14 protein-coding genes are annotated in these 12800 nt (G+C 61.2%); all 14 read left to right on the top strand.

Features of this window, described 5'->3' with window-relative positions; translation table 11 throughout:
* Positions 1-126: 126 nt before the first annotated feature.
* Complete coding sequence (gene urtA / locus EFQ99_RS23710; RefSeq protein ID WP_126923654.1) at positions 127-1419, top strand: urea ABC transporter substrate-binding protein; 1293 nt, start codon at positions 127-129, stop codon at positions 1417-1419.
* Positions 1420-1532: 113 nt separating this feature from the next.
* The gene (gene urtB, locus EFQ99_RS23715) at positions 1533-3170 is read left to right on the top strand and encodes an urea ABC transporter permease subunit UrtB (protein WP_126923655.1); all 1638 of its coding nucleotides are present in this window, start codon (positions 1533-1535) and stop codon (positions 3168-3170) included.
* Entirely contained in the window at positions 3167-4330 is a 1164-nt protein-coding gene (gene urtC / locus EFQ99_RS23720; protein WP_126923656.1) for an urea ABC transporter permease subunit UrtC, read from the top strand. Before urtB ends, urtC begins: the two co-directional genes overlap by 4 nt.
* Before the next feature lie 5 nt (positions 4331-4335).
* Entirely contained in the window at positions 4336-5091 is a 756-nt protein-coding gene (gene urtD / locus EFQ99_RS23725; protein WP_126923657.1) for an urea ABC transporter ATP-binding protein UrtD, read from the top strand.
* 222 nt (positions 5092-5313) lie between these two features.
* Positions 5314-6009 carry an urea ABC transporter ATP-binding subunit UrtE gene (gene urtE / locus EFQ99_RS23730; RefSeq protein WP_126923658.1) on the top strand — a complete coding sequence of 232 codons (696 nt, stop codon included), beginning with the start codon at positions 5314-5316 and terminating at the stop codon, positions 6007-6009.
* A 151-nt stretch (positions 6010-6160) separates the two neighbouring features.
* Complete coding sequence (locus EFQ99_RS23735; protein WP_126923809.1) at positions 6161-6982, top strand: urease accessory protein UreD; 822 nt, start codon at positions 6161-6163, stop codon at positions 6980-6982.
* Between the two features lie 28 nt (positions 6983-7010).
* Positions 7011-7313: an urease subunit gamma gene (locus EFQ99_RS23740; RefSeq protein ID WP_003561955.1), complete on the top strand. Its 303-nt coding sequence runs from the start codon at positions 7011-7013 to the stop codon at positions 7311-7313.
* A 9-nt stretch (positions 7314-7322) separates the two neighbouring features.
* Positions 7323-7574 carry a DUF1272 domain-containing protein gene (locus tag EFQ99_RS23745; protein ID WP_126923659.1) on the top strand — a complete coding sequence of 84 codons (252 nt, stop codon included), beginning with the start codon at positions 7323-7325 and terminating at the stop codon, positions 7572-7574.
* A gap of 10 nt (positions 7575-7584) precedes the next feature.
* Entirely contained in the window at positions 7585-7890 is a 306-nt protein-coding gene (locus EFQ99_RS23750) for an urease subunit beta (protein WP_003542314.1), read from the top strand.
* A gap of 18 nt (positions 7891-7908) precedes the next feature.
* Positions 7909-8316 (top strand): lysozyme inhibitor LprI family protein, encoded by a 408-nt coding sequence (locus EFQ99_RS23755; protein ID WP_126923660.1) that lies wholly within the window; start codon positions 7909-7911, stop codon positions 8314-8316.
* A 93-nt stretch (positions 8317-8409) separates the two neighbouring features.
* Entirely contained in the window at positions 8410-10122 is a 1713-nt protein-coding gene (ureC, locus tag EFQ99_RS23760; protein WP_126923661.1) for an urease subunit alpha, read from the top strand.
* Between the two features lie 12 nt (positions 10123-10134).
* Positions 10135-10806 (top strand): TIGR02117 family protein, encoded by a 672-nt coding sequence (locus tag EFQ99_RS23765; RefSeq protein WP_126923662.1) that lies wholly within the window; start codon positions 10135-10137, stop codon positions 10804-10806.
* A 331-nt stretch (positions 10807-11137) separates the two neighbouring features.
* Complete coding sequence (locus EFQ99_RS23770) at positions 11138-12001, top strand: GGDEF domain-containing protein (protein ID WP_126923663.1); 864 nt, start codon at positions 11138-11140, stop codon at positions 11999-12001.
* Between the two features lie 191 nt (positions 12002-12192).
* Complete coding sequence (locus EFQ99_RS23775) at positions 12193-12798, top strand: urease accessory protein UreE (RefSeq protein ID WP_126923664.1); 606 nt, start codon at positions 12193-12195, stop codon at positions 12796-12798.
* The last annotated feature ends 2 nt before the right edge of the window (positions 12799-12800 follow it).

A 12800-nucleotide genomic window follows, 5' to 3' on the forward strand; every position in this document is an offset into this window, starting at 1 on the left:
TTGTTTTCCCCCTGCGCCTACGTCATTTTGCGTATGTGTTTTTGCGCTGCAGCACCCGATAGTCCCCTCGGCAACAGTTAATTTCCGTTTCCGGCCTGTTGCGGAACAAGAGAGGGGATCAACCAAATGAATCTCAAATCCATCTTTACGGGCGCAGCACTTGGCGCCGTCGTGGCGGCATCTGCTGCCTTCCAGGGAGCGGTTGCAGCCGACGACACGATCAAGGTCGGCATTCTGCACTCGCTTTCCGGTACCATGGCGATTTCCGAGACGACGCTCAAGGACGCCATGCTGATGCTCATCGATGAGCAGAACAAGAAGGGCGGCCTTCTCGGCAAGAAGCTCGAGGCCGTCGTCGTCGACCCGGCTTCCGACTGGCCGCTGTTTGCCGAAAAGGCACGTGAGCTGATCCAGAAGGACAAGGTTGCCGCCGTCTTCGGTTGCTGGACGTCCTCGTCGCGCAAGTCCGTCCTGCCAGTTTTCGAAGAGCTGAATTCGCTGCTCTTCTACCCGGTGCAGTATGAAGGCGAAGAGTCCTCGCGCAACATCTTCTACACTGGTGCTGCTCCGAACCAGCAGGCCATTCCTGCTGTCGACTACCTGATGGAAAAAGAAGGCGTCAAGCGCTTCGTTCTCGAAGGTACGGACTACGTTTATCCGCGCACGACCAACAAGATTCTTGAGGCATACCTGATTTCGAAGGGTATTCCGAAGGAAGACATCCTGACCAACTACACGCCGTTCGGCTTCTCCGACTGGCAGACCGAAGTTGCGAAGATCAAGGAATTCGGTTCGGCCGGCAAGAAGACCGCCGTCGTCTCGACGATCAACGGCGATGCCAACGTTCCCTTCTACAAGGAACTGGGTAACAAGGGCATCAAGGCAACCGACATTCCCGTCGTCGCCTTCTCGGTTGGCGAAGAAGAGCTTGCCGGTCTCGACACCAAGCCGCTCGTCGGCCATCTCGCTGCCTGGAACTACTTCGAGTCTGTGGAAAGCCCTGCCAACAAGAAGTTCATCAAGGACTGGCACGCTTTCACCAAGAACGACAAGCGCGTGACGAACGACCCGATGGAAGCTGCCTATATCGGCTTCAACGCATGGGTTAAGGCTGTCCAGGCCGCCGGCACGACCGATACCGACAAGGTTCTCGACACCATCATCGGCGTCAGCGTTCCGAACCTTTCCGGCGGCTATGCCACAGTCATGCCGAACCACCACATCACCAAGCCGGTGCTGATCGGTGAAATCCAGGCCAACGGCCAGTTCGAAATCGTCCAGCAGACGCCTGCCGTCGTCGGCGACGAATGGTCCGACTACCTGCCTGACTCCAAGGACCTGATCTCCGATTGGCGCAAGCCGATGTCCTGCGGCAACTTCAACGTTGCTACGGGCAAGTGCGGCGGCAAGGGCTCCTGAGTACGATCCGGATCCGATGATTGCCTGAAGGCTTCCGTCCGGGTTGATCCCGGGCGGAAGTCCGTCCCAGCGATTGCGCCGCGAGGCCAACACTATCAAGGGCGAGAAAGCCGATGTATCGCGCCATAAAGATTTTCCTCATCACGGTTTTCCTGACGTGTTCGAGCCTGACATTTTCGGGCGTGATAATCTCGAGCGAAGTCCACGCCCAGGACGATATCCACGTGCTCATCGACGCGCTCGGCGTCGGCGACTTTCCGGAACGTGAAGCAGCCATCAAAGCGCTGGTTGCTTCCAAGGACCAGCATGTCAGCCAGATCCTGCAGCAGTTGAGCGACGGCCTTCTCTACGTCAATTCCGATGGCGGCCCGGTTCTCCTCCAGGGCGGTACCGATGACGAGCCGACCTATTCAGATCCGATCACCGGCGAAGCCGCTGCCGATGTCGATCCGGATCTGATGACGAAGGTCAAGATCAACAACGCGCTTCGCGGCGTCATCAGCGCCGCCACCAGCCAGCTGACGCTGATGAGCCCGGACCGTTCCGCGCGGCTTGCCGCGGCGCAGGGCCTCCTGAAAGATGCCGATCCCGCCAATCTCGACCTGCTGAACTCGGCGCTGGCGGCCGAGAAGGATGCTGAGATCAAGAATACGATGGAAGCGGCGCGCGCAGTGCTGCTGCTCAAGACGGATGCGAGCGTCGAAGACAAGAAGGCTGCGATCGATACGATCGCGGCGCGCGGCAATCGCGATGCGCTGACCATCCTCACGACCACACTCGAAACCGCGCCTGAAGACCTGAAGTCGGCGATTCAGGCAGATATCAGCTCCATCAATCGCAGCCTGGCGCTGTGGGATATCGTTCAGAACATCTGGTACGGATTGTCTCTCGGCTCGGTACTCCTGCTTGCGGCGATCGGCCTTGCCATCACCTTCGGTGTCATGGGCGTGATCAACATGGCGCATGGCGAAATGGTGATGATCGGCGCCTACACGACCTATGTCGTGCAGGAATACATAAGCTCGGCCTTTCCTGAACTTGCCGATTATTCGCTGGCCTTTGCCGTGCCCGCGGCCTTCGTCTTTACCGGCTTCGTCGGTCTGATAATCGAGCGCGCCGTTATCCGCTATCTCTATGGCCGGCCGCTCGAAACGCTGCTCGCCACCTGGGGCGTATCGCTGATCCTGCAGCAGGCGGTGCGCAGCATCTTCGGCCCGACCAACCGCGAGGTCCGCAATCCGAGCTGGATGTCCGGCGTCTTCGATCTCGGCGGGCTCTCCATCACCTGGAACCGACTGTGGATCATCGTCTTTTCGATGGTGGTCTTTGTGGCGCTGCTCTTGCTGCTCAAGCGGTCCGCCTTCGGCCTGCAGATGCGGGCCGTGACGCAGAACCGCCGCATGGCGTCATCGATGGGCATCCGCACTGGCTGGGTCGATGCCTTCACCTTCGCGCTCGGCTCGGGCATTGCGGGCATCGCCGGCGTGGCGCTCAGCCAGATCGACAACGTCTCGCCGAACCTCGGTCAATCCTACATCATCGACAGCTTCATGGTCGTCGTCTTCGGCGGCGTCGGCAATCTCTGGGGCACGCTGGTCGGCGCGCTCTCGCTCGGTGTCGTCAACAAGTTCCTCGAGCCCTTCGCCGGCGCCGTGCTCGGCAAAATCCTGGTGCTCGTCCTCATCATTCTCTTCATCCAGAAGCGTCCGCGCGGACTGTTCGCACTCAAAGGAAGGGCGGTGGAAGCATGATTACGGCCTTCCTTCTCCGGTCTCTCGATCGCAAGATCTCAATCGCCATCGCATTATTGCTGGTGGTCGCCATTCTCGTGCCGGTGCTGAACCTTGCGACCGGACCGACCAATCCGCTGCACATCCCGACCTATATCATGGCGCTGTTCGGCAAGTACCTGACCTATGCGCTGCTGGCGCTGGCGCTCGATCTCGTCTGGGGCTTCTGCGGTATCCTGTCGCTCGGCCACGGCGCTTTCTTCGCGCTCGGCGGCTATGCGATGGGCATGTACCTGATGCGTCAGATCGGCTCGCGCGGCGTCTACGGCGATCCGATCCTGCCCGATTTCATGGTGTTCCTGAATTGGAAGGAACTGCCGTGGTTCTGGTACGGCTTCGACCACTTCTGGTTCGCGGCGCTGATGGTGCTTCTCGTTCCCGGCCTGCTCGCCTTCGTCTTCGGCTGGTTCGCCTTCCGCTCGCGCGTCAACGGCGTCTATCTCTCGATCATCACCCAGGCGATGACCTACGCGCTGCTGCTTGCCTTCTTCCGCAACGACATGGGCTTCGGCGGCAATAACGGCATGACCGACTTCAAGGATATTCTCGGCTTCAACATCCAAGCCGACGGCACGCGCGCCAGCCTCTTTGCCGCGACGGCGATCTTCCTGGCACTGTCGCTGATGATCGCGTCGGCGATCGTGCGCTCGAAATTCGGCAAGGTGCTGGTCGGCGTGCGCGATGCCGAAAGCCGCACCCGTTTCCTCGGCTACCGCGTCGAGCACTTCAAGCTCTTCACCTTCGTCGTCTCGGCGATGATGGCGGGCATAGCAGGCGCGCTCTACGTGCCGCAGGTTGGCATCATCAATCCCGGCGAATTCGCGCCGGCCAATTCGATCGAAGTCGTCATCTGGACGGCGGTCGGCGGGCGGGCGACGCTGATCGGGCCGATCATCGGCGCGATCCTCGTCAACGGCGGCAAGACGATCTTCACCGGCCTCTTTCCGGAGTTCTGGCTGTTTGCGCTCGGCGGCCTCTTCGTCGCCGTCACGCTGTTCCTGCCGAAAGGCGTCGTCGGCACGATTTCGCACTATCTCGGCAAGCGGAAGGTCGCCTCCGAGACCGCACCGCCGGCGGCGCAGGAAGACGGCATCGAGCCGAAAATCCAGGCAGCGGAGTGAGCGCCATGATCCCTGATGTCAAACCCACCAGCGTGCTTTATCTCAGCGGCGTGTCGGTTTCCTTCGACGGCTTCAAGGCGCTGAATTCGCTCTCGATCGTCATCGAGCCGGGCGAGCTTCGCGCCATCATCGGCCCGAACGGCGCCGGCAAGACGACGATGATGGATATCATCACTGGCAAGACCAGGCCCGACGAAGGCGAAGTGTTCTTCAACGGCACGATCGATCTCACCAAGAAGGATGAGGCCGACATCGCCCAGCTCGGCATTGGGCGCAAATTCCAGAAGCCGACGGTCTTCGAAAGCCATACGGTCTGGGACAATCTGGAGCTGGCGCTGAACCGCCGCCGCGGCGTGTTCTCGACGCTGTTCTACCGACTTTCCGGCGAGGACAAGGCGCGCATCGAGGAGATCCTCGAAACGGTGCGGCTGACGCATCGGCGCGACGAACTGGCCGCCAACCTTTCGCATGGGCAGAAGCAGTGGCTGGAGATCGGCATGCTGCTGGCGCAGGAGCCGAAGCTCCTTCTCGTCGACGAGCCGGTGGCCGGCATGACGGACGCCGAGACGGCGGAAACGGCGATCCTGCTTCGGGATATCGCCAGGACGCGCTCGGTCGTCGTCGTCGAGCACGACATGGGCTTCATCCGAGACCTCGGCGTCAAAGTGACCTGCCTTGCCGAAGGCTCGGTGCTGGCGGAAGGATCGATCGATTTCGTCAGTTCCGATCCGAAGGTAATCGAGAACTATCTAGGGCGGTGAGGGGATGATTGAACTCTCTATTATCGCTGCGGGTTTGACCCCTCCCCAACCCCTCCCCACAAGGGGGAGGGGCTTAACTGAGCGGCTCGCTGACCCCCACAATTATCGGTTTTCCCGCGGTTTGATGGGAAGCAAAGCGGCAGCTCCGGGTCAGCCCCTCCCCCTTGTGGGGAGGGGTTGGGGAGGGGTTTTTGCATCCGCAACGCGCCAGGAGACGACATCATGCTGACAGTTGAAAACGCGAACCTGCATTATGGCGCCGCCCAGGCGCTGCGCGGCATCTCCATCAAAGCGGAGATGGGCAAGATCACCTGCGTGCTGGGGCGTAACGGCGTGGGGAAGAGTTCGCTTCTGCGCGCCGTGACCGGCCAGCATCCGCTCTCGGCCGGCGCCGTCACCTTCAACGATACTAGGTTGAATGGCCTGCCGCCTTTTGCCCGCGCCAAGCAGGGCATCGGCTATGTGCCGCAGGGGCGGGAGATCTTTCCGCTGCTGACCGTCAAGGAAAATCTCGAGACCGGCTTCGCGCCCCTTGGCCGCCGTGACCGGAACATTCCGGACGATATCTTCAGTCTCTTCCCGGTGCTGAAGTCGATGTTGTCGCGTCGCGGCGGCGATCTTTCCGGCGGGCAGCAGCAGCAGCTGGCGATCGGACGCGCCATGGTGACGCGGCCGAAGATCCTTGTGCTCGACGAACCGACCGAAGGCATCCAGCCGTCGATCATCAAGGATATCGGCCGGGCGATCCGCTACCTTCGTGATTCCACCGGCATGGCGATCCTGCTCGTCGAGCAATATCTCGATTTCTGCCGGGAGCTTGCCGACTACGTCTACATCATGGATCGCGGCGAGATCGTGCATGAAGGGCTTGCCGAAACACTGGATACACCGGAGGCTCGCCGGCACTTGACCGTCTGACGGGCAGATGCTGCATTTTGCGGCAGAAGGTGCGGCGCCCGACACACCTTCCGCCGCCGCCAAAGGCCTGCTCCGGGCGGCATGGGAATTGCTTGCTTTCCGTCACCTGCGCGATTGAATGGAAAACGATGGCGCGACCGAAAGGGACGATATGACGATTGCGGCGGTGAGCACGAGACCGCAAAGAGCGGAGGGACGCGGGCATCTGGCGGCAAAGCTGTTCGATGGCCGCACGCGCATCCGTGAGCTTTATCAGGGTGGCGCGGCGAAGATCCGTCTGCCCGATACGTTCGATGCCTCGATGGAAGCCGTCATCATCAACACGGCAGGCGGGTTGACCGGCGGTGACCGGATGAACTGGAGCGTCGTTGCCGGCGCCGGCACCCGCATCGACGTCACCACGCAGGCCTGCGAGAAGATTTACAAGGCTTCGGCCGGAACCGCCGAAGTGACGACCGCCATCAATGTCGGAGCCGGCGCCCGCGTCGACTGGCTGCCGCAGGAAACGATTCTCTTCGACCGGGCGGCACTTTTCCGCCGCCTGGATGTCGATCTTGACGAGAGCGGCGAATTTCTGGCCGTCGAAGCCGTGCTGCTCGGCCGCAAGGCGATGGGCGAGGCGGTGGAGACGGGGCTTTTCCGTGATCGCTGGCGCATCCGCCGTTCGGGTCGGCTGATCCATGCCGAAGAACTGAAGCTTTCCGAAGGCATCTCGGCTCTAGCGGCCCGTCAGGCCGTGCTCGGCGGGCAGGTGGCCTTTGCAACGCTGCTCTATGCCGGGCCGCTCGCGGAAGCTTATCTCGGCAAAGTCAGGCCGCTCGTCGAGGGGCAGATGGGCGGCGCCAGCGCGTGGAACGACAAGCTCGTCGTGCGCCTTGCGGCAGCTGACGGCTTTGCGCTCCGAAAAATCCTGATCCCGGTCATTTCCATCTTGCGCAACGGTGCGCCGGTGCCGAAAGTCTGGAATCTATAAATTTGACTATGAAGCAGATGGGCAAGCAATGAACCTCACTCCGAGAGAAAAAGACAAGCTGCTGATTTCAATGGCGGCGATGGTGGCGCGGCGGCGGCTGGAGCGCGGCGTCAAGCTGAACTATCCCGAAGCAATCGCGCTGATCAGCGATTTCGTCGTCGAAGGCGCCCGTGACGGGCGCCCGGTCGCCGAGCTGATGGAGGCCGGCGCCCATGTGATCGGCCGCGACCAGGTCATGGAGGGCATCGCCGAAATGATCCACGACGTGCAGGTGGAGGCGACCTTCCCCGATGGCACCAAGCTTGTCACCGTGCACGAACCGATCAGGTGAGGAGGTAGCATGCTGGAACTCAGGCCCAATTGCGAATGCTGCGACAAGGATTTGCCGCCGGAGAGCGCAGAGGCGCGGATCTGCACCTATGAGTGCACGTTCTGCGCCGATTGCGCAGACGGCGTGCTGAAAGGTCTCTGCCCGAACTGCGGCGGTAATCTGGTCGTCAGACCCATCCGGCCCGCCGCCATGCTCGCCAAAAATCCGGCATCGACGAAACGCGTGTTGAAGGCCGAGGGCTGCGCGCCCAAGGCGGCTTGAGGAGAACGAGATGATTCCAGGCGAAATCATAGCCGCAAGCGGCGACATCGAACTCAATGCCGGCGCGCCGACGGTGACGCTCGAAGTTTCCAATACGGGCGATCGGCCGGTCCAGGTGGGCAGCCACTATCATTTCGCCGAGACCAATGCCGGGCTTTCCTTCGACCGCGCGGCGGCGCATGGCAAGCGGCTGGATATTCCGGCGGGGACGGCCGTGCGTTTCGAGCCCGGGCAGACGCGCTCGGTGACGCTGATCCCGCTTTCCGGCAAGCGGGAGGTCTATGGCTTCCGTCAGCTGGTGATGGGCAAGCTCTAGGATAAGCGGGAGAGATGCATGCGTTTGAATATCTGCCTCGTCGCGGCGGCGATCTTGCTGGCTTCGGGTGCGGCGTCTGCCCAGGATATCGTCTGCAAGAATCCCCAGACGCAATCGGACATGACCTCCTGCGAAGCGGCGCGCCATGAGACCGCCGACAAGGCGCTGAATGCGCAATACAAAAAGACCCGCGCCGCCATGGCGGCGATCGACAAGGACCTCGATGGCGACATGAAGGGTGCGGAACAGGCGCTGGTCAAGGCGCAGCGCGCCTGGATCGATTATCGCGATGCCGAATGCGACGCCTTCGGTTTTCAGGCCCGGGGCGGCACGATGGAGCCGATGCTGGTCGCCGGATGTCTCGCCGATGTCACCGATAAACGCACGAAAGAGCTGAAAGAGCTCGAAGATTCGACGAGCCGGTAAAAGTCATCGATTTAACGTCGCCGTCTCCTGCCGAGGAAATGGTTGACGTTGCCTAAACGCCGCGGCGTGCCGCTTTCTGAAGGAACCTGACAGATGCCCTACAAGATCTCCCGCGCCGCTTATGCCGGCATGTTCGGACCGACCACCGGTGACAAGGTGCGCCTTGCCGATACGGAGCTCTTCATCGAGATCGAAAAGGATTTCACCACCTATGGCGAGGAGGTGAAGTTCGGCGGCGGCAAGGTGATCCGCGACGGCATGGGCCAGAGCCAGGTGACGCGGGCGGACGGCGCCGTGGATACCGTCATCACCAATGCCGTGATCGTCGATCATTCCGGCATCTACAAGGCCGATATCGGGCTCAAGAGCGGGCGCATCGTTGCGATCGGCAAGGCGGGCAATCCTGATATGCAGCCCGGTGTCAATATCATCGTCGGTCCGGGCACGGAGGCGATCGCTGCCGAAGGCAAGATCGTGACGGCCGGCGGCATGGACAGCCATATCCACTTCATCGCGCCCCAGCAGATCGAGGAAGCGCTGATGTCAGGCATGACCTGCATGCTCGGCGGCGGCACCGGGCCGGCGCACGGCACGCTTGCCACCACCTGCACGCCGGGGCCCTGGCATATCGCGCGCATGATCGAAGCGGCCGACGCCTTTCCGATGAACCTCGCCTTTGCCGGCAAGGGCAATGCCTCGCTACCGGGCGCGCTTACTGAAATGGTGCTTGCCGGCGCCACCTCGCTGAAGCTGCACGAGGATTGGGGCACGACGCCGGGCGCCATCGACTGCTGCCTGTCGGTCGCCGACGAATACGACGTGCAGGTGATGATCCACACGGATACGCTGAACGAAAGCGGCTTCGTCGAGGATACGATCGGCGCCATCAAGGGCCGCACCATTCATGCCTTCCATACGGAAGGCGCCGGCGGCGGGCACGCCCCCGACATCATCAAGATCTGCGGCCAGCCGAATGTCATCCCTTCGTCGACCAATCCAACCCGGCCCTATACGGTCAATACCATCGCCGAGCATCTCGACATGCTGATGGTCTGCCATCATCTGTCGCCGTCGATCCCCGAGGATATCGCCTTTGCCGAAAGCCGGATCCGCAAGGAGACGATCGCCGCCGAAGACATCCTCCACGATATCGGCGCCTTCTCGATCATCTCGTCCGACAGCCAGGCCATGGGCCGTGTCGGCGAGGTTGCGATCCGCACCTGGCAGACGGCCGACAAGATGAAGCGTCAGCGCGGCCGGCTGAAGGAGGAAAAGGGCGACAACGACAATTTCCGTGTCCGCCGCTATATCGCTAAGTACACGATCAATCCGGCGATCGCCCACGGCCTCAGCCACGAGATCGGCTCGGTCGAAGTCGGCAAGCGCGCCGACCTCGTGCTGTGGAATCCAGCCTTCTTCGGCGTGAAGCCCGACATGGTGCTGCTCGGCGGCTCGATCGCCGCAGCACCCATGGGCGATCCGAACGCCTCGATCCCGACGCCGCAGCCGGTGCACTACCGGCCGATGTTTGCCTCTTACGGCAAAAGCCTCACCAACTCCTCCGTCACCTTCGTCAGCCAAGCTTCGCTCGATGCCGGCCTGAAGGGCAGGCTCGGCGTCGCCAAGGAGCTCCTGGCGGTGAAGAATACGCGCGGCGGCATCTCCAAGGCGTCGATGATCCATAACGACCTGACGCCGGAGATCGAGGTCGATCCGGAGACCTACGAAGTCAGGGCGAACGGCGAATTGTTAACCTGCGAACCGGCGACGGTGCTGCCGATGGCGCAGCGCTATTTCCTGTTCTAGACCGGTCATTCTGTGCGGAGGGGCATAGGCTGGTTTCTGCGGATCATGGTCCTGCTCGTGGCTCTGGCCGCGGGCGGAACCTTTATTCCCCGGCCGCTGATCGCGCCCGTCAAGGCGTCGTCTGCCGAGGCGACGCACCGGATTCTGTTGCTGTCGGGGCCGATCCATACCGATATTGCAATCCGGCTTGATGATGAAACCCGGGCGGCCTTTTCCTTCCTCGATGGGACCGATTTTCCGCTCGGCCATCCGAATGCGGAATGGCTTATTCTGGGCTGGGGCGGCCGCGCCTTCTATCTGGAAACCCCGACCTGGGCGGAGCTGAAGCCGATGCCGGTGCTGCGGGCGCTGACGATCGATCGTTCGGTACTGCACGTAGACCTCGCCGGTCATATCACCGAGCCGCAGCCGGCTGTTACGGCATTCGATGTCAGCGACGATCAGCTGGCGCGGCTACGCGATTTCATGGTGGACAGCTTCGTCCGCGACGCCGGCGAGATCGTACCGATCCCCGATGCGGGTTACGGCGAAATCGACCGGTTTTTCGAGGCCAAGGGATATTTCAATGCCCTGTTCGGCTGCAATACCTGGACTGCTGCTGCCCTGCGCTCGGCCGGGCTTCGGACCGGCTTCTGGAACCCGCTTCCACAATCTTTGCGATTGTCTGTGGCTGTCTACAATTGAAGCAATTGCCGACCAGGCCGGTGTTATACCAAATTGTGAACGGTACTCTCCATTCGGTTGTAAAAATCAGTGGAAAAATCGGTATTCCCCTGGGTTAAACCATTCTGGAACAGCCCTGCCGAACAGCGGGAAAAAGCTTTTTTATATCAATTGTCTAGCTGTCTCTCAGGAGTGTCCGATTCAGGGATTGAACGTTTACATCCCCTGCTAGAAAAAATCCGTCCACCGAATCGTCCAAAACCATTCGAATTTTAACGAGTCGATTAAGACACCCGCAGCAATTGGGCTCTTATCAATTGCCTTGCAACGCCGGGCAGGAAGGTTGATTCTCATGAAAAACTGGATGTCGCTGCAGGCCGATTTGGGCAATTTTCAATATCGCAGGAACGTCTATGTCTTCGCGCTGAAGATGAGCTTTCTCGCCGTCATTCTCTCTGGCGTCATCATCGCGCTGACGATACCGCCGCTCGGTTTTCTCGGGCTGTTGCCGATGACGCTGCCGCATGCGATCGGCTTCGGCGCGGTTTTTTCCTGGCTCGTCGGCGGAACGGTTTCCGGCATGCTGTCGCTCGCCGCGGGGTTCACCATGCATGAACTGACGCTGTCGCGGGCGGAATTCGAAAAGCTCAGCCGCACGGATACGCTCTCCGGCCTGTTGAACCGGCGTGCTTTCACGGAGGCGCTTGATAACACCGAGGGCGACGCCTCGCTTGTTATTTTCGACGTCGACCGCTTCAAGGCGATCAACGATCGTTTCGGCCACGCCTGCGGCGATGCCGTCATCACGGCGGTTTCGGCCGTGCTGACTTCCACCTTCGACGATTTGTCCGTCGTCGCGCGGCTCGGCGGCGAAGAGTTCGGCGTCATCGTCTCCGGCGAACCGCTGGAGGCGCGAATGGAGCGGATCCAGGCCGTACGGGCGAGCATCGCCGGCAGGCCGATCGCGGCGGAAGGGCATAATATCGCCATCACCATTTCGGGGGGCGTCGCCGATCTTATCGCCGGGCGCAACAAGCAGCAGGTCTATGCCTCGGCCGACCGGGCGCTCTATCTCGCCAAGGCGCTCGGGCGCAATCGCGTCGTGCACGAGCGGGAAGGCCTGCAGCATGCCTGGCACGGGCTTGCCGAAAACGGCCCGGGCGCCGAGGGCAGGGGGACGGGCAGCGACAACGTGATGCAGGCTTACGGAATATAAAAGCCGGGCGCCCAAAGCGTGCCGCGATCCTTCAGATTCACTTCCCATGCTTTAAGTCTTTGATTTTTCGTATGTCCTGATCGCAAGGCCGCTGCAGTCTTTTGCCCCAATGCTGCAAGCGAAAGCCTATTGGTGCTTGCATCGGGAAAGGCTATTTTGCATGGTCGTCGTCTCATCAAAACGGACATATCATGCAGCGCGTCACCTCCTATCTTCCCGCCGGCACCCCTTCTTCCCATCCGATCGCCCAGGTCAAGCTGCCGCATGACCTGCGCCATCTTCGCCGCAAGCTCCTGCATCTGGAAAATGGCGAGATGGTCATGCTCGATCTCAAGGATCCGGTGCTTTTCGCCAATGGCGACCTGCTGGTACGCGATGACGGCGAACTGATCGAGATCCTTGCGGCCGACGAGAAGCTCTTCGAAATTCGCGGACGCGACCGCACGCATCTGGTCGAGCTTGCCTGGCATCTCGGCAACCGCCATCTTGCCGCCCAGATCGAAGAAGACCGCATCGTTATCCTGCGCGATCATGTCATTCGTGCCATGCTGCAGGGGCTGGGGGCCACGGTCCTGGAGATCGACGAGCCCTTCCAGCCGGCGCGAGGAGCCTATCATTCCCATGGCGGGCAATCACATGATCACGGGCACGCTGCCCACGATCATGGACATAGTCACGGGCACGATCACGACGACCACGCGCACGACCATGGCCACAAACACGATCACAACTGCAATCACGATCATGACCATGACCATGATCACGACCACGGGCATCACGGCCACAAGCTCGATTGAGG

Origin of the sequence: Rhizobium vallis, assembly GCF_003985155.1 — a bacterium.
GTDB lineage: Bacteria > Pseudomonadota > Alphaproteobacteria > Rhizobiales > Rhizobiaceae > Rhizobium > Rhizobium vallis.